This is a genomic window from Nonomuraea sp. NPDC049655, from assembly GCF_044465465.1.
Lineage (GTDB): Bacteria > Actinomycetota > Actinomycetes > Streptosporangiales > Streptosporangiaceae > Nonomuraea.
In genome coordinates, this window is record NZ_JBITLS010000015.1 from 1 (window position 1) to 26352 (window position 26352).

Below are 26352 nucleotides of genomic sequence, written 5' to 3' on the forward strand. Positions count from 1 at the left end.
ATGTCCATCGAGATGCGCGACACCGACGAGGACGTCTTCCGCGCGGCGGAGGAACTCGGTATCGATCTGTCCCGGCGTGAGCCGAGCAGCGTGGAAGAAGTCTGAGGGGGAGATCGCACACAATGCTAGACGTCAACTTCTTCGACGAGCTCAGGATCGGTCTTGCGACCGCCGACGACATCCGTCAGTGGTCGCACGGCGAGGTCAAGAAGCCCGAGACCATCAACTACCGGACTCTCAAGCCGGAAAAGGACGGACTCTTCTGCGAGAAGATCTTCGGTCCGACCCGCGACTGGGAGTGCTACTGCGGCAAGTACAAGCGCGTCCGGTTCAAGGGCATCATCTGTGAGCGCTGCGGCGTCGAGGTGACCCGGGCCAAGGTGCGTCGTGAGCGGATGGGCCACATCGAGCTGGCCGCGCCCGTCACGCACATCTGGTACTTCAAGGGCGTGCCGTCGCGCCTCGGCTACCTGCTCGACCTGGCTCCGAAGGACCTGGAGAAGGTCATCTACTTCGCGGCCTACATGATCACGCACGTCGACACCGACATGCGTGAGCGTGACCTGCCCTCGCTGGAGGCGAAGATCTCCGTCGAGCGGCAGCACATCGAGCAGCGCCGTGACGCCGACGTCGAGTCCAGGCAGAAGAAGCTCGAGTCCGACCTGGCCGAGCTGGAGGCCGCCGGCGCCAAGGGCGACCAGCGGCGCAAGGTCCGCGAGGGCGCCGAGCGCGAGATGCGCCAGCTCCGCGACCGTGCCCAGCGCGAGCTGGACCGGCTCGACGAGGTCTGGAGCCGCTTCAAGAACCTCAAGGTCCAGGACCTTGAGGGCGACGAGCTGCTCTACCGCGAGATGCGCGACCGCTTCGGCCGCTACTTCAAGGGCGGCATGGGCGCGCAGGCGATCCAGGACCGCCTGATCAGCTTCGACCTCGACGCCGAGGCCGAGAACCTGCGCGAGACCATCCGCAGCGGCAAGGGCCAGAAGAAGGCCCGCGCCCTCAAGCGGCTCAAGGTCGTGTCGGCGTTCCTGAACACCACCAACTCGCCGCGCGGCATGGTGCTCGACTGCATCCCGGTCATCCCGCCGGACCTGCGCCCGATGGTGCAGCTCGACGGTGGCCGGTTCGCGACCTCCGACCTCAACGACCTGTACCGCCGGGTCATCAACCGGAACAACCGCCTCAAGCGTCTGCTCGACCTCGGCGCCCCCGAGATCATCGTGAACAACGAGAAGCGGATGCTCCAGGAGGCCGTCGACGCGCTGTTCGACAACGGCCGTCGCGGTCGCCCGGTGACCGGCCCCGGCAACCGGCCGCTGAAGTCCCTCAGCGACATGCTGAAGGGCAAGCAGGGTCGTTTCCGCCAGAACCTGCTGGGCAAGCGAGTCGACTACTCCGGCCGTTCGGTCATCGTCGTCGGCCCGCAGCTCAAGCTGCACCAGTGCGGTCTGCCCAAGCAGATGGCGCTGGAGCTGTTCAAGCCGTTCGTGATGAAGCGGCTCGTGGACCTCAACCACGCGCAGAACATCAAGTCGGCCAAGCGGATGGTCGAGCGCGCCCGCCCCGTCGTGTGGGACGTGCTCGAAGAGGTCATCACCGAGCACCCGGTGCTGCTCAACCGCGCTCCGACGCTCCACCGTCTGGGCATCCAGGCGTTCGAGCCGCAGCTGGTCGAGGGCAAGGCCATCCAGATCCACCCGCTCGTCTGCACCGCCTTCAACGCGGACTTCGACGGCGACCAGATGGCCGTGCACCTGCCGCTGTCGGCTGAGGCCCAGGCCGAGGCTCGCATCCTGATGCTCTCGACCAACAACATCCTCAAGCCGGCCGACGGCAAGCCCGTGACGATGCCCACCCAGGACATGGTCATCGGCCTCTACTGGCTGACCACCCAGAAGGAAGGCGCGACCGGCGAGGGCCGCGTGTTCGGCTCGATCGCCGAGGCGCAGATGGCCTTCGACCGCCGCGAGCTGGAGATCCAGGCGAAGATCCAGATCCGGGTCAAGGACGTCCTGCCGCCGCGCGACTGGGTCGCTCCGGAGGGCTGGGAGCAGGGTGACCCGATCCGGCTGGAGACGACGTTCGGGCGGTGCCTGTTCAACCAGACGCTCCCCGAGAGCTACCCGTTCGTCAACTTCCAGGTGGGCAAGAAGCAGCTGTCCACGATCGTGAACGAGCTGGCCGACACCTACCCCAAGGTCGAGGTCGCCAACTCGCTCGACGCGCTCAAGGACGCGGGCTTCCGCTGGGCGACCCGCTCCGGCGTCACGATCTCGATCGAGGACGTCGTCGCGCCGCCGAACAAGACCGACATCATGGAGAACTACGAGCGCCGGGCCGACAAGGTCCAGCGCGAGTACGAGCGTGGTCTGATCACCGACGAGGAGCGCCGTCAGGAGCTCATCGAGATCTGGACCCACGCCACGGCCGACGTCGAGACCGACATGGTCAACGCCTTCCCGGCGACCAACCCGGTCTGGATGATGGTCAACTCGGGCGCCCGTGGTAACAAGATGCAGGTCCGGCAGATCGCCGGTATCCGTGGCCTGGTGTCCAACACCAAGGGTGAGACGATCCCGCGGCCGATCAAGGCCTCCTTCCGTGAGGGCCTGTCGGTGCTGGAGTACTTCATCTCCACCCACGGTCAGCGGAAGGGTCTGGCCGACACCGCCCTGCGGACCGCCGACTCGGGTTACCTGACCCGTCGTCTGGTGGACGTCGCCCAGGACGTCATCGTGCGTGAGATCGACTGCGGCACCGACCGCGCGGTCCCGCTGCACGTCGGCGAGCGTGACGCGTCGGGCAACCTGGTCAAGGCGGAGAACGCCGAGTCCAACGTGCACGGCCGCATCATGGCCGAGGACGTCGAGGTCGACGGCAAGGTCATCGTCCCGGCGGGTGTCGACATCAACGACATCCACGTGACGAAGCTGGTCGAGGCCGGCGTCGAGACCGTCCGCACCCGCAGCGCGCTCGTCTGCGAGGCCAAGATCGGTGTCTGCGCGACCTGCTACGGCCGCTCGCTGGCCACCGGCAAGCTCGTGGACGTCGGCGAGGCGGTCGGCATCATCGCCGCCCAGTCGATCGGTGAGCCCGGCACGCAGCTGACGATGCGTACGTTCCACACCGGTGGTGTGGCCGGCGCCGACATCACCCACGGTCTGCCCCGTGTCACGGAGCTGTTCGAGGCGCGCATCCCCAAGGGTGTCGCCCCGATCTCCGAGGCCGAGGGCCGGGCCAGGATCGACGAGACCGACAAGACCAGGAAGATCGTCATCACCCCCGACGACGGGTCGGAGGAGATCGCCTACCCGGTCTCGATGCGTTCGCGCCTGCTCGTCCAGGACGGTCAGCGCGTGACGGTCGGCCAGCAGCTGATCGCCGGCGCGGTCAACCCCAACGAGGTGCTGCGCATCCTCGGCCCGCGGGCCGTGCAGCTGCACCTGGTGGCCGAGGTCCAGCAGGTCTACCGGTCGCAGGGTGTGTCGATCCACGACAAGCACATCGAGATCATCGTGCGGCAGATGCTCAAGCGCGTGAACGTGCTGGAGTCCGGTGACACCGACCTGCTGCCCGGTGAGCTGGTGGAGCGTCCGCGCTTCGAGCAGATGAACCGTGAGACGGTGGCCGAGAGCGGCTCGCCGGCCGCGGGCCGTCCGGTGCTCATGGGCATCACGAAGGCGTCGCTGGCCACCGAGTCGTGGCTGTCGGCGGCCTCCTTCCAGGAGACGACCAGGGTCCTGACGGACGCGGCGATCCACGCCAAGTCCGACTCGCTCCTGGGCCTGAAGGAGAACGTCATCATCGGTAAGCTCATCCCGGCCGGTACGGGCATGCCCCAGTACCGCAACATCCGGGTCGAGCCGACCGAGGAGGCCAAGGCCGCCATGTACACCGTCGGCGGTTACGACGGTTCCGCGGCCGACTACACCTTCGGCACGGGCAGCGGCGAGGCCGTCCCGCTGGAGGAGTACGACTTCGGTCAGTACAACCGCTAGCAGTTTCGCAGGCGCCGCGCCCGGGTCTCTGTCCGAAGAGGCCCGGGCGCGGCGCTTTTCCGGCCGTACGCGCTGCCGTAGACGCTCCCAGACGCCCTGTGGGGGCGGGGCGGCCCCCGGGGGAGACGGTCCGCCGGGCTGGCGGTCTGTGGGCCGGTTGGGGGGCTCCCCGGCGAATCGGCACACGTCGGTCCCCAGGCCCGGTATCATTGCCGCGGCGCTTCGGATGGGCTGGATGAGACAGGCCCCGGTGGCACGGAGCGGCGAGGCCGACAGGCGTTGCCGTGCCGTTTTGACGTGTCGGCTGGGCCTGGGTAGTCTTGAGCATCGTGCCCGTCTCTAGCGGGCTTTCGGCTGTGCGCTCATATCCATAGGGAGAGCGTCGGCTGGACTCTCAGGCTCGCAAGTCTCCGTGGCTGTGTCTGTGTGAATAGCGCGACACGCCCGACCGCGGGGGCACCGGGACGAGGAAAACCAGCAGGTCATGACACCGGCAGAACCTGCGAAATGCAAGACCCAATGACGTAACACCGGCCAAGGCACGAAACGGAGTGGCAGTGCCCACTATTCAGCAGTTGGTCCGCAAGGGCCGGCAGGACAAGGTCTCCAAGACCAAGACTCCTGCCCTCAAGGGGAGTCCGCAGCGGCGCGGTGTGTGCCAGCGCGTTTACACCACGACCCCGAAGAAGCCCAACTCGGCACTGCGCAAGGTGGCCCGCGTTCGGCTCACGAACGGCATCGAGGTCACGGCTTACATCCCCGGTGTGGGCCACAACCTGCAGGAGCACTCCATCGTGCTCGTGCGTGGCGGTCGTGTGAAGGACCTGCCTGGTGTTCGCTACAAGATCATCCGCGGTTCGCTCGACACCCAGGGTGTCCGCAACCGCAAGCAGGCCCGCAGCCGCTACGGCGCGAAGAAGGAGAAGAGCTAACAATGCCTCGTAAGGGTTCTCCTGGCCGTCGTCAGCTCATGTCTGACCCGGTTTACAGCTCGCCGCTGGTGACCGCCCTGATCAACAAGGTGCTCCTTGACGGCAAGCGCTCCATCGCGCAGTCGATCGTCTACGGCGCCCTCGAAGGCTGCAGGGAGAAGACGGGCAACGACCCGGTCGTCACCCTCAAGCGCGCGCTTGACAACGTCAAGCCCACCCTCGAGGTCCGCAGCCGCCGTGTCGGTGGCGCGACCTACCAGGTGCCGGTCGAGGTGCGCGCCGCGCGCAGCACCACCCTGGCCCTGCGCTGGCTGGTGCAGTACTCCCGCGCCCGCCGCGAGAAGACCATGACCGAGCGCCTCATGAACGAGCTCCTCGACGCCAGCAACGGCCTCGGGGCGAGTGTCAAGAAGCGCGAGGACACCCACAAGATGGCCGAGTCCAACAAGGCCTTCGCCCACTACCGCTGGTAACCCGGCGGGTTCGACGAGACGACGAGGACGCGAGTTAAAGTGGCCGCTACGACCGCTCTTGACCTGGCCAAGGTCCGCAACATCGGGATCATGGCCCACATCGACGCGGGCAAGACCACCACGACCGAGCGCATCCTGTTCTACACCGGTATCAACTACAAGATCGGTGAAGTCCATGAGGGCGCTGCCACCATGGACTGGATGGAGCAGGAGCAGGAGCGCGGCATCACGATCACGTCTGCCGCGACGACCTGTGAGTGGATCGGTCACACCATCAACATCATCGACACTCCGGGTCACGTCGACTTCACCATCGAAGTGGAGCGCTCGCTCCGCGTCCTCGACGGTGCCGTCGCCGTGTTCGACGGTGTCGCCGGTGTCGAGCCGCAGTCGGAGACGGTGTGGCGGCAGGCTGACCGGTACGAGGTCCCGCGCATCTGCTTCGTGAACAAGATGGACCGTGTCGGCGCGGAGTTCCACCGCTGCGTCGAGATGATGGTCAGCCGCCTGGGCGCGACCCCCGCTGTGATCCAGCTTCCGTGGGGTGTCGAGGCCGACTTCAAGGGCGTCATCGACCTCATCAAGATGAAGGGGCTCATCTGGAGCGCCGACGCGGCCAAGGGCGAGATGTACGACACCGTCGACATCCCGGCCGACCACGCCGACGCCGCCCGCGAGTGGCGTGACCGCCTCATCGAGACGGTGGCCGAGAACGACGACGAGCTGATGGAGCTCTTCCTGGAGGGCACCGAGCCCACCGAGGAGCAGCTGGTCGCGGCCATCCGCCGCGCCACGCTGAGCAGCGCCATCAACCCGGTGCTGTGCGGCACCGCGTTCAAGAACAAGGGCGTTCAGCCCCTGCTCGACGCGATCGTCGCCTACCTCCCCGCCCCGACCGACATCCCGGCGTTCAAGGGTTACGCGGTCGGCAACGAGGAGAAGGTGATCGAGCGTCACGCGGACCCGGCTGAGCCGTTCTCCGCGCTGGCCTTCAAGATCGCCAGCGACCCGCACCTGGGCAAGCTCACCTACATCCGCATCTACTCCGGCACCCTCGACACCGGTTCGCAGGTCGTGAACTCGGTGAAGGGCAAGAAGGAGCGGATCGGCAAGATCTACCAGATGCACGCCAACAAGCGCGAAGAGCGCCCGCAGGCGATCGCCGGTCAGATCGTCGCCGTCATGGGTCTGAAGGACACCACGACCGGCGACACCCTTGCCGACCCGGCCAACCCGGTCGTGCTCGAGTCGATGACGTTCCCGGCTCCGGTCATCAACGTCGCCATCGAGCCCAAGACCAAGGGCGACCAGGAGAAGCTGTCCACCGCCATCCAGCGGCTGGCCGAGGAGGACCCGTCCTTCCAGGTCCGTCGTGACGAGGAGACCGGCCAGACGGTCATCTGGGGCATGGGCGAGCTTCACCTGGAGATCCTCGTCGACCGTATGCGTCGCGAGTTCAAGGTCGAGGCCAACGTGGGCCGCCCGCAGGTGGCCTACCGCGAGACCATCCGCCGCAAGGTGGAGAAGGTCGACTACACCCACAAGAAGCAGACCGGTGGTTCCGGTCAGTTCGCGCGGGTGATCATCGACCTGGAGCCGCTGGGCGAGGGCAACGACGGTTACGAGTTCCAGAACAAGGTCTCCGGTGGCCGCGTCCCGAGGGAGTACATCCCCTCGGTCGACGCCGGCGCCCAGGAGGCCGCCGAGTTCGGCGTGCTGGCCGGTTACCCGATGGTGGGCGTGAAGGTTACGCTGACCGACGGTGCCGCCCACGACGTCGACTCCTCGGAAATGGCGTTCAAGATCGCCGGCTCGATGGCCTTCAAGGAGGCCGCGCGCAAGGCGGACGCCGTTCTTCTCGAGCCGATGATGGCCGTCGAGGTCACCACGCCCGAGGACTACATGGGTGACGTCATCGGTGACCTCAACGGTCGCCGCGGGCAGATCCAGGCGATGGACGAGCGGGCCGGCGCCCGTGTCGTCCAGGCGCTCGTGCCGCTGTCTGAGATGTTCGGCTACGTGGGTGACCTGCGTAGCAAGACGCAGGGGCGCGCGAGCTACAGCATGCAGTTCGACTCCTACGCGGAGGTGCCTCCGGGCATCGCCAAGGAGATCGTCGCGAAGGCCCGGGGCGAATAACTTCCCGGTCCCTGGCGGGGTGGTGTGAGCCACCCCGCCGCCTAGGGGTCTGGGATTTCCCGGGCCCGAGTGTGTAGACAAGTCAGTCAGATTCTCAAGGAGAGAACCAGTGGGCAAGGCCAAGTTCGAGCGGACTAAGCCGCACATGAACATCGGCACCATTGGACACATCGACCACGGCAAGACCACGCTGACCGCGGCGATCACCAAGGTGCTTCACGACCGTTTCCCCGAGCTCAACAAGGCGACCCCGTTCGACAAGATCGACAAGGCGCCCGAGGAGAAGGCTCGCGGTATTACGATCTCCATCGCGCACGTCGAGTACCAGACCGAGAAGCGTCACTACGCTCACGTTGACTGCCCCGGTCACGCCGACTACGTGAAGAACATGATCACCGGTGCCGCTCAGATGGACGGCGCGATCCTCGTGGTCGCCGCCACCGACGGCCCGATGCCGCAGACGAAGGAGCACGTCCTCCTGGCCCGCCAGGTCGGCGTCCCCTACATCGTCGTGGCGCTGAACAAGGCCGACATGGTCGACGACGAGGAGATCCTCGAGCTCGTCGAGCTGGAGGTCCGTGAGCTCCTGTCCGCGCAGGAGTTCCCCGGCGACGACCTGCCCGTCGTCCGCGTCTCCGCCCTCAAGGCTCTCGAGGGTGACGAGAAGTGGGCCGACAGCATCATCGAGCTGATGAACGCGGTGGACGAGAACGTCCCCGAGCCTCCCCGTGACACGGAGAAGCCGTTCCTCATGCCCGTCGAGGACGTCTTCTCGATCACCGGTCGCGGCACCGTCGTCACCGGTCGTATCGAGCGCGGCATCGTCAAGGTCAACGAGCAGGTCGACATCATCGGCATCAAGCCGGAGAAGACGACGACCACCGTCACCAGCATCGAGATGTTCAACAAGATGCTCGACGAGGGTCACGCCGGCGACAACGCCGCCCTGCTGCTCCGCGGCATCAAGCGCGACGACGTCGAGCGCGGCCAGTGCATCATCAAGCCGGGCACGACGACCCCGCACACCGAGTTCACCGGCCAGGTCTACATCCTGTCCAAGGACGAGGGCGGCCGCCACACGCCGTTCTTCAACAACTACCGCCCGCAGTTCTACTTCCGTACGACTGACGTGACCGGTGTGGTGAACCTCCCCGAGGGCACCGAGATGGTCATGCCGGGCGACAACACCGAGATGCGCGTTGAGCTGATCCAGCCCATCGCCATGGAGGAAGGCCTCAAGTTCGCGATCCGTGAGGGTGGCCGCACCGTCGGCGCCGGCCGGGTTGTGAAGATCATCAAGTAGCTCGACCGTCGGGGCGGCGGTCGGCCCCACATTCAGGGCCGACCGCCGTACCGCGTCAAGGGCCTCGCGTAAAGCGCCGTGATCCAGCAGTCGCTTCGGCCATAGTGACCGAAGTAACTGCCGGATCACGGAAGAAAAGACAGATCAACAGTGTCTGTCTCGTGGGGTCACGCAGGGTCAGACCTGCAGCAACACAGCGGCACAAGGCCGCACGATACTTTTTCAGACGACAGCGAAGGACACCGAGGCCACTATGGCGGGACAGAAGATCCGCATCCGGCTTAAGGCCTATGACCACGAGGTCATCGACAGCTCGGCCAAGAAGATCGTCGAGACGGTGACGCGGACTGGCGCGAAGGTCGCGGGCCCGGTGCCGCTGCCGACCGAGAAGAACGTGTACTGCGTCATCCGCTCGCCGCACAAGTACAAGGACAGCCGCGAGCACTTCGAGATGCGCACGCACAAGCGGCTGATTGACATCATCGACCCGACCCCCAAGACGGTTGACTCGCTCATGCGGCTCGACCTCCCCGCGGGTGTCGACATTTCGATCAAGCTCTGAGGGAACGCACTGACATGGCTAAGACGATCAAGGGCGTCCTGGGCAAGAAGCTCGGCATGACCCAGGTCTTCGACGCGGACAACCGGATGGTTCCGGTGACCGTGGTCGAGGCCGGTCCGTGCGTGGTGACCCGGGTCCGCACCGCAGACAAGGACGGCTACTCCGCCGTTCAGCTCGGCTTCGGGCAGGTCGACCCCCGGAAGGTCAACAAGCCGCTCGGCGACTACCTGCGTAAGCACGACATCACCCCGCGCCGTTACTTCGCGGAGATCCGCACCGACGACGCGAGCGACTACACCCTGGGCCAGGAGCTGCTGGCCGACACCTTCGAGGCCGGCCAGTTCGTCGACGTGACGGGCAAGAGCAAGGGCAAGGGCTTCGCCGGTGTCATGAAGCGGCACGGCTTCGGTGGTCTGGGCGCGTCGCACGGTACGCAGCGCAAGCACCGCTCGCCGGGTTCCATCGGTGGCTGCGCCACCCCGGGCCGCGTATTCAAGGGCCTGCGCATGGCCGGTCGGATGGGTAACGTCCGCACCACTGTGCAGAGCCTCAAGGTTCACTCCGTCGACGCCGAGAACGGTCTCATCCTGATCAAGGGTGCGATCCCCGGCGCGAACGGCAGCCTGGTCCTCGTCCGCACCGCTGCCAAGAAGGGGGCTGCCAAGTGAGCACCACTATTGACGTCCTCGACGCCAGCGGCGCCAAGGCCGGCACCGTCGAACTGCCCGAAGACGTCTTCGGCACGACGGTCAACGTTCCGCTGATCCACCAGGTGGTCGTGGCCCAGCTCGCCGCTCGCCGGCAGGGCACCCACAAGGCCAAGACCCGTGGCGAGGTCAGCGGTGGCGGCAAGAAGCCGTACCGCCAGAAGGGCACCGGCCGCGCCCGTCAGGGCTCGACCCGTGCGCCGCAGTTCACCGGCGGTGGCACCGTCCACGGGCCCGTGCCGCGTGACTACTCGCAGCGCACGCCCAAGAAGATGAAGGCCGCCGCGCTCCGCGGCGCCCTGTCCGACAGGGCCGGTGGCGGTCGCGTCCACGTGGTCAGCACGCTGGTGACGGGGGAGACCCCGAAGACCAAGGCTGCCCTGGACGCCCTGCGCAAGATCACTCAGGCTCCCCGCGTGCTCGTCGTCGTCGACGAGGCCGACGAGCTGACCTGGATGAGCCTGCGTAACGCTCCCGAGGTCCACCTGCTGGACGCCGGGCAGCTCAACACCTACGACGTGCTCGTGCACGACGACGTGGTCTTCACCCAGGAGGCGTACGACCAGGTCGTCGCGCGGCTGAGCCAGGGCGGGAAGGAAGACGCCTGATGGAGAAGATCGCCGACCCGCGCGACATCATCATCAAGCCGGTCGTCTCTGAGAAGAGCTACGGCCTGATCGATGAGAACAACAAGTACACGTTCCTGGTGAAGAAGACCGCGAACAAGACCCAGGTCAAGATCGCCGTTGAGCAGATCTTCGGGGTCAAGGTCACCAGCGTGAACACCATCAACCGGACGGGCAAGCGCAAGCGCACCCGCACCGGTTTCGGCAAGCGTCCCGACACCAAGCGCGCGATCGTGAGCCTGGTCGAGGGCGATCGGATCGACATCTTCGGTCAGATCGGCTAGCAGCGCCATAGATAGGAAGCGGACCGAAAGGTCTGCGAGGGACGAGACCGTCGCATTTCGGTGCGGCGGGCTCGCCCATGTAACCGACGAAGGATGAACGAAAAAGATGGGCATCCGTAAGTACAAGCCGACGACTCCGGGTCGCCGCGGGTCGAGTGTCTCGGACTTCTCCGAGATCACCCGCAGCACTCCCGAGAAGTCGCTGCTTGCGCCCCTTCACAGCAAGGGCGGCCGGAACGTACACGGCCGGGTGACCGCGCGCCACCAGGGCGGCGGACACAAGCGCGCCTACCGGATCATCGACTTCCGTAGGCATGACAAGGACGGCATCCCGGCGAAGGTCGCTCACATCGAGTACGACCCCAACCGCACCGCCAACATCGCTCTGCTCCACTACGCCGACGGTGAGAAGCGCTACATCATCGCGCCGACCGGCCTCAAGCAGGGCGACCGAATCGAGAACGGCCCCGCTGCCGACATCAAGCCGGGCAACTGCCTGCCGCTGCGCAACATCCCGACCGGTACCTTCATCCACGCGGTGGAGCTCCGTCCGGGCGGCGGCGCGAAGCTCGGTCGTTCCGCGGGCGCCCAGATCCAGCTGCTCGCCAAGGAAGGCCAGTACGCCACCCTGCGTATGCCGTCCGGTGAAATGCGCATGGTCGACGTGCGCTGCCGGGCGTCGGTCGGCCAGGTCGGCAACGCCGAGCAGGCCAACATCAACTGGGGCAAGGCCGGCCGTATGCGGTGGAAGGGCAAGCGCCCGACCGTCCGTGGTGTCGCCATGAACCCCGTTGACCACCCGCACGGTGGTGGTGAGGGCAAGACGTCCGGCGGTCGCCACCCGGTGAACCCCAAGGGCAAGCCCGAGGGCCGCACCCGCCAGGCCAACAAGTCCAGCGACCGGCTGATCATCCGTCGTCGGAGCAAGAGGAAGAAGCGGTAGGAGCAGCCGAAATGCCACGTAGCCTTAAGAAGGGTCCCTTCGTGGACGACCACCTTCAGAAGAAGGTGGACGCCCAGAACGAGAAGGGCACCAAGAACGTCATCAAGACGTGGTCGCGGCGCTCCATGATCGTTCCCGACATGCTCGGGCACACGATCGCCGTGCACGACGGCCGCAAGCACGTCCCGGTGTTCGTCACCGAGTCGATGATCGGCCACAAGCTCGGAGAGTTCGCCCCCACGCGGACGTTCCGCAGCCACGTCAAGGAAGACCGGCGCAGCCGGCGATAGACGCCTTCAGAAGCATTTAGAGGAGTAAGCGATGGAAGCCAGGGCTCAGGCGCGGTTCGTCCGTGTCACGCCCCTCAAGGCCCGCCGCGTGGTGGACCTTATTCGCGGGCTGCCCGCTTCGGAGGCGCAGGCCGTGCTGCAGTTCGCTCCCCAGTCGGCGAGCGAGCCGATCTACAAGGTGCTCAGCAGCGCCATGGCGAACGCCGAGCACAACTTCAACCTCGACCCCAGCACGCTCGTCGTGAGCCGTGCCTGGGTCGACGAGGGCCCGACGCTGAAGCGGTTCCGCCCGCGTGCACAGGGTCGCGCCTATCGGATCAACAAGCGGACGAGCCACATCACCGTGATCGTGGAATCCCGCGAGCCGAAGGGAAGGACCCGATAGTGGGCCAGAAGGTTAACCCGCACGGGTTCCGCCTCGGCATCACGACCGACTTCAAGAGCCGGTGGTACGCCGACAAGCTGTACAAGTCGTACGTCGCCGAGGACGTGGCGATCCGCCGCATGCTGCAGAAGGGCATGGAGCGGGCCGGCATCTCCAAGGTCGAGATCGAGCGCACCACGGACCGTGTGCAGGTGGACATCCACACCGCGCGTCCGGGCATCGTGATCGGCCGCCGCGGCGCCGAGGCGGACCGCATCCGCGGTGACCTCGAGAAGCTGACCAAGAAGCAGGTCCAGCTCAACATCCTCGAGGTCAAGAACCCGGAGATCGACGCCCAGCTCGTCGCTCAGGGCGTCGCCGAGCAGCTGTCCAGCCGTGTCTCGTTCCGCCGCGCCATGCGCAAGGCGATGCAGTCGGCCATGAAGTCCGGCGCCAAGGGCATCCGTGTCCAGTGCGCCGGTCGTCTGGGCGGCGCCGAGATGTCGCGGTCGGAGTTCTACCGTGAGGGTCGCGTGCCGCTGCACACCCTTCGCGCGGACATCGACTACGGCTTCTACGAGGCCCGTACCACCTTCGGCCGCATCGGCGTGAAGGTCTGGATCTACAAGGGCGAGGCTCCGACCAGCCGCGCCGAGCGTGAGGCGGCTGCCGCCGGCGCTCGTGCCGGTCAGCGTCGCGAGCGTGACGACCGTCGTGGTGGCGGCGGCGACCGTCCGCGTCGTGGCGGCGGTGACCGTCCGCGTCGTGGCGGCGGCCGTGGCGACCGCGCCCCCCGTACCGAGGCAGCTTCGCAGGCTGCCCCTGAGACCGGCCCGGCTGCGCAGCCGGGTGCTGAAGGGAGCTGACCATGCTGATCCCGCGCAGGGTCAAGCACCGCAAGCAGCACCGGCCTGACCGCAGCGGAGCCGCCAAGGGCGGCACCAGGGTCGTGTTCGGCGAGTTCGGCATTCAGGCTGTTGAGCACTCCTACGTGACCAACCGCCAGATCGAGTCCGCTCGTATCGCCATGACCCGTCACATCCGCCGTGGCGGCAAGGTGTGGATCAACATCTACCCCGACCGTCCGCTCACCAAGAAGCCGGCCGAGACCCGCATGGGTTCCGGTAAGGGTTCGCCGGAGTGGTGGATCGCCAACGTCAAGCCCGGACGCGTGATGTTCGAGCTGTCCGGCGTGGCGGAGTCGGTCGCTCGTGAGGCGCTCACCAGGGCGATCCACAAGCTGCCGATGAAGTGCAAGATCGTTAAGCGTGAAGTGGGTGAGGCGTGATGGCTAAGGGCCTGACCGCCGGCGAGCTGCGAGTGGAGGACCAGGACACCCTGGTCCAGAAGCTCAAGGAAGCCAAGGAGGAGCTGTTCAACCTCCGCTTCCAGGCGGCGACCGGTCAGTTGGAGAGCCACGGGCGGCTGCGCGCCGTCCGCCGCGAGATCGCCCGTATCTACACCGTGATGCGCGAGCGTGAGCTCGGCATCGTCACGGTCGAGAAGGAGACGAGCGATGGCTGAGACCGAGACCACCGGAACCACCGAGGCGAACGACGCGCGGAACTTCCGCAAGGTCCGTGAGGGCCTGGTCGTCAGCGACAAGATGGACAAGACCGTCGTCGTCGCCGTCGAGGACCGCGTCAAGCACCGTCTGTACGGCAAGGTCATCCGCCGTACGACCAAGTACAAGGCACACGACGAGGCCAACGCCTGCGGCGTCGGCGACCGCGTGCTGCTCATGGAGACCCGCCCCCTCTCCGCCACCAAGCGGTGGAGGGTCGTGGAGATCCTCGAGAAGGCCAAGTAGGGCTCTTCTCGGATATACCGCGCCTCGTGGGGGCCTCAGGGCCCCCATGACGGCGTCCAAGGACGCGAGGTCCTCCGGGCCTCGCGTCGCCTGCGGTGCGGCCCCTTCGTGGACTGTGGCCGTGGGAACAAGACAACGACAGGTTCCGCCAGGCTCAGAGATGAGAACCGGCGCGACTAACAGGAGTTCAAGTGATCCAGCAGGAGTCGCGGCTCAAGGTCGCCGACAACACTGGTGCGAAGGAGATCCTTTGCATCCGTGTTCTCGGTGGCTCGGGCCGACGCTACGCCGGTATCGGCGACATCATCGTCGCCACTGTCAAGGACGCGCTGCCGGGCAGCACGGGCGTCAAGAAGGGCGACGTGGTCAAGGCCGTCGTCGTCCGCACGGTCAAGGAGCGCCGCCGGCCCGACGGCTCCTACATCCGCTTCGACGAGAACGCCGCCGTCATCATCAAGGACAGCGGTGACCCTCGTGGCACTCGTATCTTCGGCCCGGTCGGCCGCGAGCTGCGCGACAAGAAGTTCATGCGCATCATCTCGCTCGCCCCGGAGGTGCTGTAATGCCGAAGCTGCATGTGAAGAAGGGTGACCTGGTTCAGGTCATCGCCGGCAAGGACAAGGGTGCCAAGGGTCACGTCATCGCCACGTACCCGCGCGAGGACCGCGTGGTGATCGAGGGCGTCAACATGATCAAGAAGCACACCAAGGAGTCTCTCCAGGGTCCGCGTGGCGCCAAGACCGGCGGCGTGCAGACGATGGAGGGCCCCATCCACGTGTCCAACGTGAAGAAGCTCAAGGACGAGAAGCCCGCCGACAAGAAGGCCGACAAGGCCGAGGAGACGGGTGAGGACAGCTGATGACCGCCACGACCACTGAGACCGAGCGCCCGACGCCGCGACTCAAGACGAAGTACCGCGAGGAGATCGCGGCCCAGCTTCGCGAGCAGTTCGGCATCGAGAACGTCATGCAGATCCCGGCCCTGACCAAGATCAAGGTCAACATGGGTGTCGGTGAGGCGGCTCGCGACTCCAAGCTCATCGAAGGCGCCGTACGCGACCTCACCGCGATCACCGGCCAGAAGCCGGCCGTCGTCCGGGCGCGCAAGTCCATCGCGCAGTTCAAGCTGCGTGAGGGCATGCCGATCGGCGCGCACGTCACGCTGCGCGGCGACCGCATGTGGGAGTTCCTCGACCGCCTGCTGGCCCTGGCGCTGCCCCGTATCCGGGACTTCCGCGGCCTGTCGCCGAAGCAGTTCGACGGCAACGGCAACTACACGTTCGGTCTGACCGAGCAGGTCATGTTCCACGAGGTCGACCAGGACAAGGTCGACCGCCCGCGGGGCATGGACATCACGGTCGTGACCACCGCGACGAACGACGACCAGGGCCGGGCGCTGCTGAAGCTCCTCGGCTTCCCGTTCAAGGAGGCCTGATCCAATGGCGAAGAAGTCGCTGATCGCCAAGGCGGGGCGCAAGCAGAAGTTCGAGGTCCGGGCCTACACCCGGTGCTCGCGTTGCGGTCGTCCGCGCGCGGTGTACCGCAAGTTCGGTCTGTGCCGCGTGTGCTTCCGCGAGATGGCGCACCGGGGCGAGCTGCCCGGCATCACCAAGTCGAGCTGGTAGATACTCTGGGGGGCGGCTCCGCGTCGTCCCCCGGAATCCATGTTCAGAAGAAGACAGGACGCTTCGCGTCCATGACCGCGCCGAAGGTCCACCGGCAGAGCGCTGCTTGGCCGACTGGAAACCGCGGCGAGGAAGGCCACTGGCCATGACGATGACCGACCCCATCGCAGACATGCTGACGCGTCTGCGCAATGCGAACTCGGCGTACCACGAGAGCGTGTCGATGCCGTATTCGAAGATCAAGGCGCACATCGCCGAGATCCTCCAGCAGGAGGGTTACATCCAGTCCTGGGCCGTCGAAGACGCCAAGGTCGGAAAGAACCTCGTGGTGGAGCTCAAGTTCGGGCCTACCCGTGAGCGTTCGCTCGCGGGCCTGCGCCGGGTTTCCAAGCCCGGTCTGCGGGTTTATGCGAAGAAGGACAACCTGCCTCGAGTTCTGGGCGGGCTGGGCGTCGCGATCATCTCGACGTCCGCCGGTCTCATGACTGACAAGCAGGCCGGCAAGCGTGGCGTGGGCGGCGAAGTCCTCGCCTACGTCTGGTAGAGGGGAGGAACACAGCATGTCGAGAATCGGACGGCTGCCCATCCCTGTGCCCAGTGGCGTAGACATCACGATCACCGGCCAGGATGTCCAGGTCAAGGGCCCGAAGGGCACGCTTTCTCACACGGTCGCGGACCCGATTACGGTCGGTCGTGACGACGACGGCGCCATCGCCGTCTCCCGGCCCAACGACGAGAACAAGGTCCGTGCGCTGCACGGCCTGTCCCGGACGCTGATCGCCAACATGGTGCAGGGCGTCACCCAGGGGTACACGAAGTCCCTGGAGATCGTCGGCGTCGGTTACCGCGTCCAGGCCAAGGGCCCGACGCAGCTGGAGTTCTCGCTGGGCTTCAGCCACCCGGTCATCGTCGACGCCCCCGAGGGTGTCTCCTTCCGCGTCGAGAAGCCGACCCTGTTCCACGTGGACGGCATCGACAAGCAGAAGGTCGGCGAGGTCGCGGCCAACATCCGCAAGTTGCGCAAGCCTGACCCGTACAAGGGCAAGGGCGTGCGTTACCAGGGCGAACAGATCCGCCGCAAGGTCGGAAAGGCTGGTAAGTAGGCATGGCTCCGAAGACTGCGTTCAGCAAGCACACGGCTGCCCGCACCGTCTCGCGGGCTCGCCGTCACCGCCGCGTCCGCAAGTTCGTCGTCGGTACGGCCGAGCGTCCGCGCCTGGTCGTCAACCGTTCGACCCGTCACATGTTCGTCCAGATCGTGGACGACTCCGTCGGTCACACGCTGGTGAGCGCCTCCACCATGGACGCCTCGCTGCGCACCCTTGAGGCCGACAAGACGGAGAAGGCCAAGAAGGTCGGCGAGCTCCTCGCTCAGCGGGCCAAGGAAGCCGGGATCACCAAGGTCGTCTTCGACCGCGGTGGCAACCGCTACGCCGGTCGCATCGCGGCTCTGGCGGACAGCGCCCGCGAAGGCGGGCTGGAATTCTGATGGCAACTGAGAAGAGGAACCACTGATGGCTGCAGCTCCGCGTCGCGGTGGCGGCACCGGTGGCGAGCGGCGGGACCGTCGTGACGATCGCCGCGGTGGCGCCGCCGACAAGGGCGTCTCGTACATCGAGCGCGTAGTGAAGATCAACCGAGTGGCCAAGGTCGTGAAGGGTGGTCGTCGCTTCAGCTTCACCGCCCTCGTCGTCGTCGGTGACGGCAACGGCCTGGTCGGCGTCGGTTACGGCAAGGCCAAGGAAGTCCCCGCGGCCATCGCCAAGGGCGTCGAAGAGGCCAAGAAGCACTTCTTCAAGGTGCCCCGCATCCAGGGCACCATCCCGCACACCGTGCAGGGCGAGGAGGCGGCCGGTGTCGTCTTCCTGCGTCCGGCGTCGGCCGGTACCGGCGTCATCGCCGGTGGCCCGGTGCGCGCGGTCCTGGAGTGCGCCGGCATCCATGACGTGCTGTCCAAGTCGCTCGGCTCGGACAACCCGATCAACATCGTGCACGCCACCGTGGCGGCTCTGAAGGGCCTTTCCCGCCCCGAGGAGATCGCCGCCCGCCGTGGCCTGCCGATCGAGGACGTGGCTCCGGCCCGCATGCTCAAGGCTCAGCGCGAGGGCATCGCCGAGGCCGCGGCCGCGAAGGCGGTGAGCTAGTCATGGCACGCCTGAAGATCACTCAGGTTCGCTCGAAGATCGGTGGCAAGCAGAACCAGCGTGACTCGCTGCGTTCGCTTGGCCTGAAGCGAATCGGCGATGTCGTCGTCAAGGAGGACCGTCCCGAGATTCGCGGGATGGTGTCCGTGGTGACGCACCTCGTCGAGGTGGAAGAGGTCGACTAGTCATGACTGACAAGGCTCCGCTCAAGATTCACGACCTGCGTCCTGCTCCGGGTGCCAACAAGTCCAAGATCCGCAAGGGTCGTGGCGAGGCGTCCAAGGGCAAGACGGCCGGTCGCGGCACCAAGGGCAGCCACGCCCGTACCACGGTTCCCCTCGGCTTCGAGGGTGGCCAGGTGCCGCTGCAGAGGCGTCTGCCGAAGCTCAAGGGCTTCTCCAACGCCCTGTTCAAGACGACCTACCAGGTCGTCAACCTGGACAGGCTCGGCGAGCTGTTCCCCGAGGGTGGCGACGTCACCGTCGAGGCCCTGGTGGCCAAGGGCGCCGTTCGCAAGAACCAGCTCGTGAAGGTGCTCGGCACCGGCGAGATCTCCGTCGCTGTGAACGTTACGGCTCACGCCTTCTCGTCCGCCGCGAAGGAGAAGATCGCCGCCGCCGGTGGTTCCGTTACCGAGCTGTAGCTCCGCTATGACGAGGCGTGGGGGTTCCGACAATGGGCCCCCACGCCCTTAGTGCGTTAGAGTTCGGCGAGACGGCAGGATTCTGTCCGGCTCGTTTGACTTGAGACTTGACATGGCAGATCCCCGCACCACCGCATACTCACATCGCCATAAAGGCGCGCAGGAGGGACCGTGCTGACCGCGTTTACCCGGGCGTTCCGGACACCGGACCTGCGCAAGAAGTTGCTCTTCACCCTGGGCATCATCGCGCTGTTCCGTCTCGGCTCGGTTCTTCCGACTCCGGGAGTTCACGTCCAGAACCTCGCGGCCTGTTTCGATCAGGCCCGTAACGGAGCCACCGGCAACATCTATGGGATGGTGCAGCTGTTCAGTGGTGGTGCGCTCCTGAAGCTGTCGGTGTTCGCGCTGGGCATTATGCCGTATATCACCGCGAGCATCATTCTTCAGCTGCTCGTCGTGGTGATTCCACGTCTTGAGGCTCTCAAGAAGGAAGGCCAGGCGGGTCAGGCCAAGATCACGCAGTATACGCGTTATCTGACCATCGGCCTCGGCGTCCTCCAGTCGACCGCCTTCATCGCCCTCGCGCGGTCCGGCCAGCTGTTCCCCAACTGCCAGCAGTCCGTCCTGCGTGACCCCGACGACGTCTTCGGCATCGTCACGATGGTCATCATCATGACGGCCGGCACGTCGGTGATCATGTGGCTCGGTGAGCTCATCACCGACCGCGGCGTCGGCAACGGCATGTCCATCCTGATCTTCACGCAGGTCGTCGCGGTCTTCCCGTCCGAGCTGACCAACATCTTCCAGGCGAACAAGTTCACCTTCGCGGTGGTCCTGGTCGTCGGTGTCTTCATGATCGCGGCCGTGGTCTTCGTCGAGCAGGCGCAGCGCCGCATCCCGGTCCAGTACGCCAAGCGCATGGTGGGCCGCAGGATGTACGGCGGCACCTCGACGTACATCCCGCTGAAGGTCAACCAGGCCGGCATCATCCCGGTCATCTTCGCCTCGTCGCTGCTCTACCTGCCGCAGCTGCTGACCTCGCTCTTCCCGACGTCGAACAACGCGGTCGTGCAGTGGATCTCCCAGTACCTGGTCAGGGGCGACCACCCGGTCTACATGATCACGTTCTTCGTGCTGATCGTCTTCTTCACGTACTTCTACGTGTCGATTACGTTCAACCCCGCTGAAGTCGCCGACAACATGAAGAAGTACGGTGGGTTCATTCCGGGCATCCGTCCCGGCCGTCCGACGGCTGAATACCTGAACTTCGTGCTCACCCGTCTGACCGCGCCCGGCGCGCTCTATCTGGGTCTGATCTCCATGATCCCGATCGTCGCGCTGGCGGTGGCCGGGGCTAGCCAGAACTTCCCGTTCGGAGGGACGAGCATTCTGATCATGGTTGGTGTCGGCCTGGACACGGTGAAGCAGATCGAGAGCCAGCTCCAGCAGCGTAACTACGAAGGTTTCCTGCGGTAGTGCGTCTCGTTCTCGTCGGGCCCCCCGGAGCGGGTAAGGGGACACAGGCCCAGTACATCGCATCGAACCTGTCCATCCCGAAGATCTCGACAGGTGACATCTTCCGTGCCAATGTCTCGGGCGGCACGGACCTCGGCAAGCTGGCCAAAACCTACATGGACCGTGGCGATCTCGTGCCCGACGAGGTCACCATCGCCATGGTCCGCGACCGACTGTCCGAGGACGACGCGCAGGACGGGTTCCTGCTCGACGGCTTCCCGAGGAACGTCGCGCAGGCGGAGATCCTGCGCGACATGCTCAAGGACTGGGGTCTGGAGCTCGACCTGGTGCTGGAGCTGGTCGTGGACGACGACGAGGTCGTCCGGCGGCTGGCGGGGCGGCGCACGTGCAGTCAGTGCGGCCGTATCTGGCACGTGGAGTTCGACGACAAGAAGGACGACAAGTGCGACGCCTGCGGCGGCGCGCTGTTCCAGCGGGACGACGACAAGGAAGAGACCGTCAGGCACCGCCTGGAGGTCTACCAGGAGCAGACCGCGCCGCTGGTCTCGTACTACGTCGGCGAGGACATCCTCGTGGGCGTCGACGCGACCGGGCCGGTCGAAGAGGTGACGCAGCGGGCCATGGAGGCGATCCGCCCGTACCTGGGATGACGCCGGACACGATCTCCTGCGAAGGTGGCACGGATCTCCGTGCCACCTTGCTTTTTTGTGTGCGGCTATTGTGGGGGAATTAGGGCTCCCACGAGGCCCGTCAGAAACCCCGGGGGGTGCCGAACAATGTTCAAGAGAAACCGACACGGAATCCAGATCAAGTCGCCCGAGCAGCTGGAGAAGATGCGGGCCGCCGGCCTGGTGGTCGGGCGCACGCTCGATCTGCTGAAGCGCTCCGTCGAGCCCGGCATGACGCCGCTCGACCTCGACTCCATCGCCGAGAAGGCGATCAGGGACGAAGGCGCGATCCCGTCGTTCAAGGGCTACCAGGGCTTCCCCGCGACGATCTGCGCGTCCGTCAACGACGAGGTGGTGCACGGCATCCCCACGGACGCCCGCAAGCTGCGCGAGGGCGACGTCATCTCCATCGACTGCGGCGCGATCCTGGAGGGCTGGCACGGCGACTCCGCCGTCACGGTGCCGGTCGGCGAGGTCGACCCGAAGCTGACCGAGCTGATGCGGGTCACCGAGGAGGCCATGTGGCGCGGCATCGCCGCGCTGAAGGTCGGCCGCCACCTGTCCGACATCGGCTACGAGATCGAGCGCTACGTCAAGACTCAGGGCCGCTTCGGCATCCCCCCGGAGTACGGCGGCCACGGCATCGGCACCGAGATGCACATGGACCCGTGGATCGCCAACCACGGCAAGCCGGGCCGCGGCCCGCTGCTGGAGGAGGGCATGTGCCTGGCCATCGAGCCCATGGTGAACCTGGGCACCGAGCGCACCCGCGTGCTGTCCGACGACTGGACGGTCGTGACGATCGACGGGAAGGCCTCGGCGCACTTCGAACACAGCGTCGCGGTGACACATAATGGACCTTGGGTGCTTACCGCCCTGGACGGTGGCGAAGAGCGCCTGAGTCACCTGCAGCCCTGACCCCCGGGAGTGGTGGAATGGCGAACAGCCCCGAGATGCGTGCCTCGGACGTCGACCGCGATCGGGTGGCCGCCATCCTCCGGGAGCACACCGCGCAGGGCCGCATCACGATGGAGGAGTTCAACGAGCGGCTCGAAGAGCTCTACAAGAGCAAGACCTACGGTGACCTGGCCAAGCTGACGGCCGACCTGCCCGACGTCGACCTGCGCCATCGGCCGGCGAAGCCCGAGGCGGCGCCCGCGACGCGCGGCAACCTGCATCCGGGCATGCGGGCGGCCTGGGGCGCCTGGGCCACGGCCAGCGCCATCAACTGGGTGATCTGGCTGATCGTGAGCGTCTCGTCCGGTCACATGATCTATCCGTGGCCGCTGTGGGTCATGGGGCCCTGGGGCGCGATCCTGCTGATGAGCACGATCTTCGGGAACGGGCCGAAGCGCAGTTAGCCGGGAGCCGGGTGTGCCGTAATGCACTGTGTGTATTCCTCCGCAGTGCGGGGCGGCGCTGGTTCCTAGCGTGTGCCGTGTCGGGAACACGACTCACGGAGGAATCAGATGCGCAAGGTTCTCGCAGCCGCCGCCCTCGCCGGCTCGATCGCCGTCACCGGTCTCGCCGTCGCCCCCGCCGCCCAGGCGGCCTCGTCCGGGGGGTGGGGCACGTTCTACGCGGCCAACCACAAGGCGTACACGCACGGCAGCACGTACCGGTCGCACGGCAAGGTCTACACCCACTGGTACGGCAAGGAGGCCACGCCGAAGTTCGGCTACGTGTGGTTCCGGTACTACGCGAACGGCAGCTGGCACCAGTTCTCCAGGAAGTGGGACGGGAGCCACGACGAGACCTGGTCCGGCCGGGGGATCAAGAAGATCTACACCTGGACGTGCTGGGGCGGCTCGTCCACGTACTGCGGTGACCGGCACCGCGTCTTTTAGGAGCACACCGCGAAGGGCTCGCCGGTCCGCCCGGCGGGTCCTTCTGTGTAGGGGCGAAGGAGTGCGGGCCGTGGGGTAGACTCTTACATGGTTGTGTCAGGACACCTGGCACGCGTTTCGCGTTTTGGGCTCAGGTGTCGTACACTCCTTAGTCGGCTCACTATGACTATCACGCGTCGGCGGTCTTTGCCGATCGCCGCTCTCTTCGAAGCGTGAGGTCGCGGCTGCTTAGTGAACCGGAGCCTCAGACGACCGATCAGTGAAACGCGAGGGATTTTGGCCAAGAAAGACGGCGCCATCGAGATCGAGGGCACTGTGGTTGAGTCGCTCCCGAACGCCATGTTCCGGGTGCAGCTCGACAACGGCCATAAGGTCCTGGCCCACATCAGCGGACGGATGCGGATGCACTACATCCGAATTCTGCCGGACGACAGGGTAGTCGTTGAACTGAGCCCCTACGACCTGAGTCGCGGGCGGATCGTCTACCGATACAAGTAAGACGTCTGAGGAACACGAAGGACAATGAAGGTAAAGCCGAGCGTCAAGAAGATCTGCGACAAGTGCAAGGTGATTCGCCGGCACGGTCGCGTCATGGTGATCTGCGACAACCTGCGCCACAAGCAGCGTCAGGGTTAGTCGTACGCAAGGTTTCTCCGAGTCCGCCCCGATTTAGGGAGCGGGCTCGACGCATGAGGAGCCCGCGACAGTAATCGCGTCTCACACCTGGGCCGGCGGAGCGATCCGTACCACTCAGGAGACCCCCGGTCGGAGGCCGGGGCCCTCACCCCGGGCATGGGGAGGGGTAGTGCGGCGCAAGACCTCCGCCCAAAAGAAGGAGAATGCCCGACCATGGCTCGCCTGGTTGGCGTCGACCTCCCCCGCGAGAAGCGGCTGGAGATCGCTCTCACCTACATCTACGGAATCGGCCGCACCCGCGCCCAGGAGATCCTCCAGGCGACCGGTGTCAGCGGCGACCTCCGCGTGCACCAGCTCTCCGACACCGAGCTCGTCCCGATGCGTGACTACATCGAGGCGAACTTCAAGATCGAGGGTGACCTGCGCCGCGAGGTCCAGGCCGACATCCGTCGCAAGATCGAAATCGGTTGCTACCAGGGCATCCGGCACCGCAAGGGCCTTCCGGTCCACGGTCAGCGCACGCAGACCAACGCGCGTACCCGTAAGGGCAAGAAGAAGACCGTCGCCGGTAAGAAGAAGCCCGGTAAGAAGTAGTCCACAGCCGCGGACCGAAGATCTCAGGAGTAATGGCAAACAATGCCTCCTAAGAGCCGTCAGGGTGCCCCGAAGAAGGTGCGCCGCAAGGAAAAGAAGAACGTCGCTCACGGGCACGCCCACATCAAGAGCACGTTCAACAACACGATCGTCTCGATCACCGACCCGAACGGGAACGTGATCTCCTGGGCCAGCGCCGGCCACGTGGGTTTCAAGGGCTCCCGTAAGTCCACCCCGTTCGCCGCCCAGATGGCCGCCGAGAACGCCGCCCGCCGCGCCATGGAGCACGGCATGCGCAAGGTCGACGTGTTCGTCAAGGGTCCCGGCTCCGGCCGTGAGACCGCGATCCGCTCCCTCCAGGCCACCGGCCTCGAGGTGGGTTCGATCCAGGACGTCACGCCGGTCCCGCACAACGGCTGCCGTCCGCCGAAGCGCCGCCGCGTCTGAATTTCCCCAGGAGATATTGAGAAATGGCTCGTTACACGGGCGCGGACTGCAAGCTCTGCCGTCGCGAGAAGACCAAGCTCTTCCTCAAGGGCAGCAAGTGCGAGTCCGCCAAGTGCCCCATCGAGATCCGTCCTTACCCGCCGGGTGAGCACGGCCGCGGACGCCCCAAGGAGTCCGAGTACCAGCTTCAGCTTCGCGAGAAGCAGAAGACCCGTCGCATCTACGGCGTCCTCGAGAAGCAGTTCCGCAACTACTACGAGGAGGCCGCGGGCAAGAGCGGCAAGTCGGGTGAGGTGCTGCTCCAGATCCTGGAGAGCCGTCTCGACAACGTCGTCTACCGCGCCGGCTTCGCCCAGTCGCGTGACGCCGCCCGCCAGCAGGTGCGCCACGGCCACATCCTGGTGAACGGCAAGAAGGTCGACATTCCGTCGTACCGCGTTCGCGAGCACGACATCATCGAGGTCCGCGAGACCAAGCGCAACCTGCTGCCCTACGAGGTCGCTCGGGCGACCGCGGGCGAGCGCACGGTTCCCGCGTGGCTCGGCGTCGTGCCGGAGAAGCTCCGCGTCCTGGTCCACCAGCTGCCGGTTCGCCAGCAGATCGACACCCAGGTCCAAGAGCAGCTCATCGTCGAGTACTACTCCAAGTAGTCCCTGACGTCCTAGTTCGGGTGCGGATTTCCGTAGGCGCGCGAGGCGCTGCCTACGGAAGACCGCTATACGCGGTCTTCCGTGCCCGAACTAGACTGTTTATCGGAGTGGCGTCATATAGCGGGCGCCACACGACAAGGGGAGAACCCACACCATGCTGATCGCTCAGCGTCCGACTCTTCTCGAAGAGTCGATCGACGAGACCCGGTCCCGGTTCGTCATCGAGCCGCTGGAGCCGGGCTTCGGCTACACCATCGGCAACTCGCTGCGTCGCACGCTGCTGTCGTCCATCCCGGGCGCGGCCGTGACGAGCATCCGCATCGAGGGCGTGCTGCACGAGTTCTCGACCGTTCCCGGGGTCAAGGAAGACGTCACCGACATCATCCTGAACCTCAAGGAGCTGGTCGTCTCCTCCGAGCACGACGAGCCGGTCGTGATGTACCTGCGCAAGCAGGGCCCGGGTGAGGTCACCGCCGCCGACATCGCGCCTCCGGCCGGTGTCGAGGTGCACAACCCCGAGCTGCGCATCGCCACGCTCAACGGCAAGGCGAAGCTGGAGATGGAGCTGACCGTCGAGCGCGGTCGCGGCTACGTCTCCGCCGCCCAGAACAAGCAGCCGGGCCAGGAGATCGGGCGCATCCCGATCGACTCGATCTACTCCCCGGTGCTCAAGGTCACCTACAAGGTCGAGGCGACCCGAGTCGAGCAGCGCACCGACTTCGACCGTCTCATCCTCGACGTCGAGACCAAGCCCGCCATGAAGCCCCGCGACGCGGTGGCCTCGGCCGGCAAGACCCTCGTCGAGCTCTTCGGCCTGGCCCGTGAGCTCAACGTCGAGGCCGAGGGCATCGACATCGGCCCGTCGCCGACCGACGCCGCCCTGGCCGCCGACCTGGCGCTGCCGATCGAGGAGCTGAACCTGACCGTTCGCTCCTACAACTGCCTCAAGCGCGAGGGCATCCACACCGTGGGTGAGCTCGTCGCCCGCAGCGAGCAGGACCTTCTCGACATAAGGAACTTCGGGGCCAAGTCGATCGAAGAGGTCAAGCAGAAGCTGCACGAGATGTCGCTGGCGCTCAAGGACTCCCCGCCCGGGTTCGACCCGAGCGCGGTGGCCGGCGGCGGCTACGACGACGACGACAGCGCGTACGTCGAGACCGAGCAGTACTGAGCCTCGTGCGGAGACCCGTCT

Annotated in this window: 37 protein-coding genes; all 37 read left to right on the forward strand. The window is 66.0% G+C overall.

Going from position 1 to position 26352, the window contains the following annotated elements; all coding sequences use genetic code 11:
• Nucleotides 1-122: 122 nt before the first annotated feature.
• On the forward strand, nt 123-3998 hold the full coding sequence (locus tag ACIBQ6_RS39040) for a DNA-directed RNA polymerase subunit beta' (RefSeq protein ID WP_357982792.1): 3876 nt from the start codon (nt 123-125) through the stop codon (nt 3996-3998).
• Between the two features lie 557 nt (nt 3999-4555).
• Nucleotides 4556-4930 (forward strand): 30S ribosomal protein S12, encoded by a 375-nt coding sequence (gene rpsL / locus ACIBQ6_RS39045; RefSeq protein WP_020542315.1) that lies wholly within the window; start codon nt 4556-4558, stop codon nt 4928-4930.
• A 2-nt stretch (nt 4931-4932) separates the two neighbouring features.
• Nucleotides 4933-5403 carry a 30S ribosomal protein S7 gene (rpsG, locus tag ACIBQ6_RS39050; protein ID WP_043623423.1) on the forward strand — a complete coding sequence of 157 codons (471 nt, stop codon included), beginning with the start codon at nt 4933-4935 and terminating at the stop codon, nt 5401-5403.
• A gap of 90 nt (nt 5404-5493) precedes the next feature.
• Nucleotides 5494-7542 (forward strand): elongation factor G, encoded by a 2049-nt coding sequence (gene fusA / locus ACIBQ6_RS39055; RefSeq protein ID WP_387669283.1) that lies wholly within the window; start codon nt 5494-5496, stop codon nt 7540-7542.
• A gap of 109 nt (nt 7543-7651) precedes the next feature.
• Nucleotides 7652-8845 (forward strand): elongation factor Tu, encoded by a 1194-nt coding sequence (tuf, locus tag ACIBQ6_RS39060; protein ID WP_352327252.1) that lies wholly within the window; start codon nt 7652-7654, stop codon nt 8843-8845.
• Nucleotides 8846-9098: 253 nt separating this feature from the next.
• On the forward strand, nt 9099-9407 hold the full coding sequence (gene rpsJ, locus ACIBQ6_RS39065; protein ID WP_012887830.1) for a 30S ribosomal protein S10: 309 nt from the start codon (nt 9099-9101) through the stop codon (nt 9405-9407).
• Between the two features lie 14 nt (nt 9408-9421).
• Nucleotides 9422-10075 carry a 50S ribosomal protein L3 gene (gene rplC, locus ACIBQ6_RS39070; RefSeq protein WP_358282128.1) on the forward strand — a complete coding sequence of 218 codons (654 nt, stop codon included), beginning with the start codon at nt 9422-9424 and terminating at the stop codon, nt 10073-10075.
• Nucleotides 10072-10722 (forward strand): 50S ribosomal protein L4, encoded by a 651-nt coding sequence (gene rplD, locus ACIBQ6_RS39075; protein WP_352362901.1) that lies wholly within the window; start codon nt 10072-10074, stop codon nt 10720-10722. The genes rplC and rplD overlap by 4 nt, the downstream gene beginning before the upstream one ends.
• Complete coding sequence (gene rplW / locus ACIBQ6_RS39080; protein WP_352327250.1) at nt 10722-11024, forward strand: 50S ribosomal protein L23; 303 nt, start codon at nt 10722-10724, stop codon at nt 11022-11024. Before rplD ends, rplW begins: the two co-directional genes overlap by 1 nt.
• A 106-nt stretch (nt 11025-11130) precedes the next feature.
• Nucleotides 11131-11967, forward strand: coding sequence for a 50S ribosomal protein L2 (gene rplB, locus ACIBQ6_RS39085; protein ID WP_125644676.1), 837 nt, complete (start codon nt 11131-11133; stop codon nt 11965-11967).
• Nucleotides 11968-11978: 11 nt separating this feature from the next.
• On the forward strand, nt 11979-12257 hold the full coding sequence (gene rpsS / locus ACIBQ6_RS39090) for a 30S ribosomal protein S19 (protein WP_030451498.1): 279 nt from the start codon (nt 11979-11981) through the stop codon (nt 12255-12257).
• A 31-nt stretch (nt 12258-12288) separates the two neighbouring features.
• Entirely contained in the window at nt 12289-12642 is a 354-nt protein-coding gene (gene rplV / locus ACIBQ6_RS39095) for a 50S ribosomal protein L22 (protein WP_080043235.1), read from the forward strand.
• Entirely contained in the window at nt 12642-13487 is an 846-nt protein-coding gene (gene rpsC, locus ACIBQ6_RS39100) for a 30S ribosomal protein S3 (RefSeq protein WP_352362898.1), read from the forward strand. Before rplV ends, rpsC begins: the two co-directional genes overlap by 1 nt.
• A gap of 2 nt (nt 13488-13489) precedes the next feature.
• Nucleotides 13490-13909, forward strand: coding sequence for a 50S ribosomal protein L16 (rplP, locus tag ACIBQ6_RS39105; protein ID WP_125644673.1), 420 nt, complete (start codon nt 13490-13492; stop codon nt 13907-13909).
• Nucleotides 13909-14145, forward strand: a complete 237-nt coding sequence (gene rpmC / locus ACIBQ6_RS39110; protein ID WP_080047279.1) for a 50S ribosomal protein L29 — start codon at nt 13909-13911, stop codon at nt 14143-14145. The genes rplP and rpmC overlap by 1 nt, the downstream gene beginning before the upstream one ends.
• Nucleotides 14138-14431: a 30S ribosomal protein S17 gene (rpsQ, locus tag ACIBQ6_RS39115; RefSeq protein WP_357982781.1), complete on the forward strand. Its 294-nt coding sequence runs from the start codon at nt 14138-14140 to the stop codon at nt 14429-14431. Before rpmC ends, rpsQ begins: the two co-directional genes overlap by 8 nt.
• A 191-nt stretch (nt 14432-14622) precedes the next feature.
• Nucleotides 14623-14994 (forward strand): 50S ribosomal protein L14, encoded by a 372-nt coding sequence (rplN, locus tag ACIBQ6_RS39120; RefSeq protein ID WP_090769698.1) that lies wholly within the window; start codon nt 14623-14625, stop codon nt 14992-14994.
• A gap of 8 nt (nt 14995-15002) precedes the next feature.
• Nucleotides 15003-15290: a 50S ribosomal protein L24 gene (gene rplX, locus ACIBQ6_RS39125; protein WP_352327499.1), complete on the forward strand. Its 288-nt coding sequence runs from the start codon at nt 15003-15005 to the stop codon at nt 15288-15290.
• Nucleotides 15290-15865 carry a 50S ribosomal protein L5 gene (rplE, locus tag ACIBQ6_RS39130; protein WP_352327490.1) on the forward strand — a complete coding sequence of 192 codons (576 nt, stop codon included), beginning with the start codon at nt 15290-15292 and terminating at the stop codon, nt 15863-15865. The genes rplX and rplE overlap by 1 nt, the downstream gene beginning before the upstream one ends.
• Nucleotides 15866-15869: 4 nt before the next feature.
• Nucleotides 15870-16055: a type Z 30S ribosomal protein S14 gene (locus ACIBQ6_RS39135; RefSeq protein ID WP_020542298.1), complete on the forward strand. Its 186-nt coding sequence runs from the start codon at nt 15870-15872 to the stop codon at nt 16053-16055.
• Nucleotides 16056-16200: 145 nt separating this feature from the next.
• Nucleotides 16201-16599: a 30S ribosomal protein S8 gene (gene rpsH, locus ACIBQ6_RS39140; RefSeq protein ID WP_125644666.1), complete on the forward strand. Its 399-nt coding sequence runs from the start codon at nt 16201-16203 to the stop codon at nt 16597-16599.
• A gap of 16 nt (nt 16600-16615) precedes the next feature.
• A complete protein-coding gene (gene rplF / locus ACIBQ6_RS39145; protein WP_352327491.1) occupies nt 16616-17158 on the forward strand; it encodes a 50S ribosomal protein L6 in 543 nt (180 codons plus the stop codon).
• 2 nt (nt 17159-17160) lie between these two features.
• Nucleotides 17161-17544, forward strand: coding sequence for a 50S ribosomal protein L18 (gene rplR, locus ACIBQ6_RS39150; RefSeq protein WP_125644663.1), 384 nt, complete (start codon nt 17161-17163; stop codon nt 17542-17544).
• 25 nt (nt 17545-17569) lie between these two features.
• Nucleotides 17570-18199, forward strand: coding sequence for a 30S ribosomal protein S5 (gene rpsE / locus ACIBQ6_RS39155; protein ID WP_049572667.1), 630 nt, complete (start codon nt 17570-17572; stop codon nt 18197-18199).
• A 2-nt stretch (nt 18200-18201) separates the two neighbouring features.
• Nucleotides 18202-18384 (forward strand): 50S ribosomal protein L30, encoded by a 183-nt coding sequence (rpmD, locus tag ACIBQ6_RS39160; protein WP_080043226.1) that lies wholly within the window; start codon nt 18202-18204, stop codon nt 18382-18384.
• Nucleotides 18385-18386: 2 nt separating this feature from the next.
• Nucleotides 18387-18842 carry a 50S ribosomal protein L15 gene (gene rplO, locus ACIBQ6_RS39165; protein WP_352327492.1) on the forward strand — a complete coding sequence of 152 codons (456 nt, stop codon included), beginning with the start codon at nt 18387-18389 and terminating at the stop codon, nt 18840-18842.
• Nucleotides 18843-19013: 171 nt separating this feature from the next.
• Nucleotides 19014-20318, forward strand: a complete 1305-nt coding sequence (gene secY / locus ACIBQ6_RS39170) for a preprotein translocase subunit SecY (RefSeq protein WP_358282133.1) — start codon at nt 19014-19016, stop codon at nt 20316-20318.
• Nucleotides 20318-20968, forward strand: a complete 651-nt coding sequence (locus ACIBQ6_RS39175; RefSeq protein ID WP_358282135.1) for an adenylate kinase — start codon at nt 20318-20320, stop codon at nt 20966-20968. Before secY ends, ACIBQ6_RS39175 begins: the two co-directional genes overlap by 1 nt.
• A gap of 126 nt (nt 20969-21094) precedes the next feature.
• Entirely contained in the window at nt 21095-21904 is an 810-nt protein-coding gene (gene map, locus ACIBQ6_RS39180; RefSeq protein ID WP_352362891.1) for a type I methionyl aminopeptidase, read from the forward strand.
• Between the two features lie 17 nt (nt 21905-21921).
• Nucleotides 21922-22347 (forward strand): DUF1707 domain-containing protein, encoded by a 426-nt coding sequence (locus tag ACIBQ6_RS39185; protein ID WP_397218248.1) that lies wholly within the window; start codon nt 21922-21924, stop codon nt 22345-22347.
• A 108-nt stretch (nt 22348-22455) separates the two neighbouring features.
• Nucleotides 22456-22833: a hypothetical protein gene (locus ACIBQ6_RS39190; protein ID WP_397218251.1), complete on the forward strand. Its 378-nt coding sequence runs from the start codon at nt 22456-22458 to the stop codon at nt 22831-22833.
• Nucleotides 22834-23109: 276 nt separating this feature from the next.
• Nucleotides 23110-23331, forward strand: a complete 222-nt coding sequence (gene infA, locus ACIBQ6_RS39195; protein WP_012887858.1) for a translation initiation factor IF-1 — start codon at nt 23110-23112, stop codon at nt 23329-23331.
• Nucleotides 23332-23355: 24 nt separating this feature from the next.
• Complete coding sequence (gene rpmJ / locus ACIBQ6_RS39200; RefSeq protein ID WP_003956441.1) at nt 23356-23469, forward strand: 50S ribosomal protein L36; 114 nt, start codon at nt 23356-23358, stop codon at nt 23467-23469.
• A gap of 213 nt (nt 23470-23682) precedes the next feature.
• On the forward strand, nt 23683-24063 hold the full coding sequence (gene rpsM / locus ACIBQ6_RS39205) for a 30S ribosomal protein S13 (protein ID WP_125644650.1): 381 nt from the start codon (nt 23683-23685) through the stop codon (nt 24061-24063).
• Between the two features lie 42 nt (nt 24064-24105).
• Nucleotides 24106-24510, forward strand: coding sequence for a 30S ribosomal protein S11 (rpsK, locus tag ACIBQ6_RS39210; RefSeq protein ID WP_020542285.1), 405 nt, complete (start codon nt 24106-24108; stop codon nt 24508-24510).
• A 23-nt stretch (nt 24511-24533) separates the two neighbouring features.
• On the forward strand, nt 24534-25160 hold the full coding sequence (rpsD, locus tag ACIBQ6_RS39215) for a 30S ribosomal protein S4 (protein ID WP_352327498.1): 627 nt from the start codon (nt 24534-24536) through the stop codon (nt 25158-25160).
• A 154-nt stretch (nt 25161-25314) separates the two neighbouring features.
• Nucleotides 25315-26331, forward strand: a complete 1017-nt coding sequence (locus tag ACIBQ6_RS39220; RefSeq protein WP_043623495.1) for a DNA-directed RNA polymerase subunit alpha — start codon at nt 25315-25317, stop codon at nt 26329-26331.
• The last annotated feature ends 21 nt before the right edge of the window (nt 26332-26352 follow it).

Excerpts from the sequence above, each read along its gene's own strand:
- rpsM (WP_125644650.1), top strand. The coding sequence starts at position 23,683 with ATGGCTCGCCTGGTTGGCGTCGACCTCCCCCGCGAGAAGCGGCTGGAG.
- rpsJ (WP_012887830.1), top strand. The coding sequence starts at position 9,099 with ATGGCGGGACAGAAGATCCGCATCCGGCTTAAGGCCTATGACCACGAG.
- rpsK (WP_020542285.1), top strand. The coding sequence starts at position 24,106 with ATGCCTCCTAAGAGCCGTCAGGGTGCCCCGAAGAAGGTGCGCCGCAAG.
- rplP (WP_125644673.1), top strand. The coding sequence starts at position 13,490 with ATGCTGATCCCGCGCAGGGTCAAGCACCGCAAGCAGCACCGGCCTGAC.
- rpmJ (WP_003956441.1), top strand. The coding sequence starts at position 23,356 with ATGAAGGTAAAGCCGAGCGTCAAGAAGATCTGCGACAAGTGCAAGGTG.
- rplF (WP_352327491.1), top strand. The coding sequence starts at position 16,616 with ATGTCGAGAATCGGACGGCTGCCCATCCCTGTGCCCAGTGGCGTAGAC.
- rpsQ (WP_357982781.1), top strand. The coding sequence starts at position 14,138 with ATGGCTGAGACCGAGACCACCGGAACCACCGAGGCGAACGACGCGCGG.
- ACIBQ6_RS39220 (WP_043623495.1), top strand. The coding sequence starts at position 25,315 with ATGCTGATCGCTCAGCGTCCGACTCTTCTCGAAGAGTCGATCGACGAG.
- rpsS (WP_030451498.1), top strand. The coding sequence starts at position 11,979 with ATGCCACGTAGCCTTAAGAAGGGTCCCTTCGTGGACGACCACCTTCAG.
- rpsG (WP_043623423.1), top strand. The coding sequence starts at position 4,933 with ATGCCTCGTAAGGGTTCTCCTGGCCGTCGTCAGCTCATGTCTGACCCG.
- rpsD (WP_352327498.1), top strand. The coding sequence starts at position 24,534 with ATGGCTCGTTACACGGGCGCGGACTGCAAGCTCTGCCGTCGCGAGAAG.
- ACIBQ6_RS39190 (WP_397218251.1), top strand. The coding sequence starts at position 22,456 with ATGCGCAAGGTTCTCGCAGCCGCCGCCCTCGCCGGCTCGATCGCCGTC.
- ACIBQ6_RS39185 (WP_397218248.1), top strand. The coding sequence starts at position 21,922 with ATGGCGAACAGCCCCGAGATGCGTGCCTCGGACGTCGACCGCGATCGG.
- ACIBQ6_RS39040 (WP_357982792.1), top strand. The coding sequence starts at position 123 with ATGCTAGACGTCAACTTCTTCGACGAGCTCAGGATCGGTCTTGCGACC.
- rplB (WP_125644676.1), top strand. The coding sequence starts at position 11,131 with ATGGGCATCCGTAAGTACAAGCCGACGACTCCGGGTCGCCGCGGGTCG.
- map (WP_352362891.1), top strand. The coding sequence starts at position 21,095 with ATGTTCAAGAGAAACCGACACGGAATCCAGATCAAGTCGCCCGAGCAG.
- fusA (WP_387669283.1), top strand. The coding sequence starts at position 5,494 with ATGGCCCACATCGACGCGGGCAAGACCACCACGACCGAGCGCATCCTG.
- rplR (WP_125644663.1), top strand. The coding sequence starts at position 17,161 with ATGGCTCCGAAGACTGCGTTCAGCAAGCACACGGCTGCCCGCACCGTC.
- rpmC (WP_080047279.1), top strand. The coding sequence starts at position 13,909 with ATGGCTAAGGGCCTGACCGCCGGCGAGCTGCGAGTGGAGGACCAGGAC.
- rpsH (WP_125644666.1), top strand. The coding sequence starts at position 16,201 with ATGACGATGACCGACCCCATCGCAGACATGCTGACGCGTCTGCGCAAT.
- rpsE (WP_049572667.1), top strand. The coding sequence starts at position 17,570 with ATGGCTGCAGCTCCGCGTCGCGGTGGCGGCACCGGTGGCGAGCGGCGG.
- rplW (WP_352327250.1), top strand. The coding sequence starts at position 10,722 with ATGGAGAAGATCGCCGACCCGCGCGACATCATCATCAAGCCGGTCGTC.
- rplE (WP_352327490.1), top strand. The coding sequence starts at position 15,290 with ATGACCGCCACGACCACTGAGACCGAGCGCCCGACGCCGCGACTCAAG.
- rpmD (WP_080043226.1), top strand. The coding sequence starts at position 18,202 with ATGGCACGCCTGAAGATCACTCAGGTTCGCTCGAAGATCGGTGGCAAG.
- rplC (WP_358282128.1), top strand. The coding sequence starts at position 9,422 with ATGGCTAAGACGATCAAGGGCGTCCTGGGCAAGAAGCTCGGCATGACC.
- rplO (WP_352327492.1), top strand. The coding sequence starts at position 18,387 with ATGACTGACAAGGCTCCGCTCAAGATTCACGACCTGCGTCCTGCTCCG.
- ACIBQ6_RS39135 (WP_020542298.1), top strand. The coding sequence starts at position 15,870 with ATGGCGAAGAAGTCGCTGATCGCCAAGGCGGGGCGCAAGCAGAAGTTC.
- rplV (WP_080043235.1), top strand. The coding sequence starts at position 12,289 with ATGGAAGCCAGGGCTCAGGCGCGGTTCGTCCGTGTCACGCCCCTCAAG.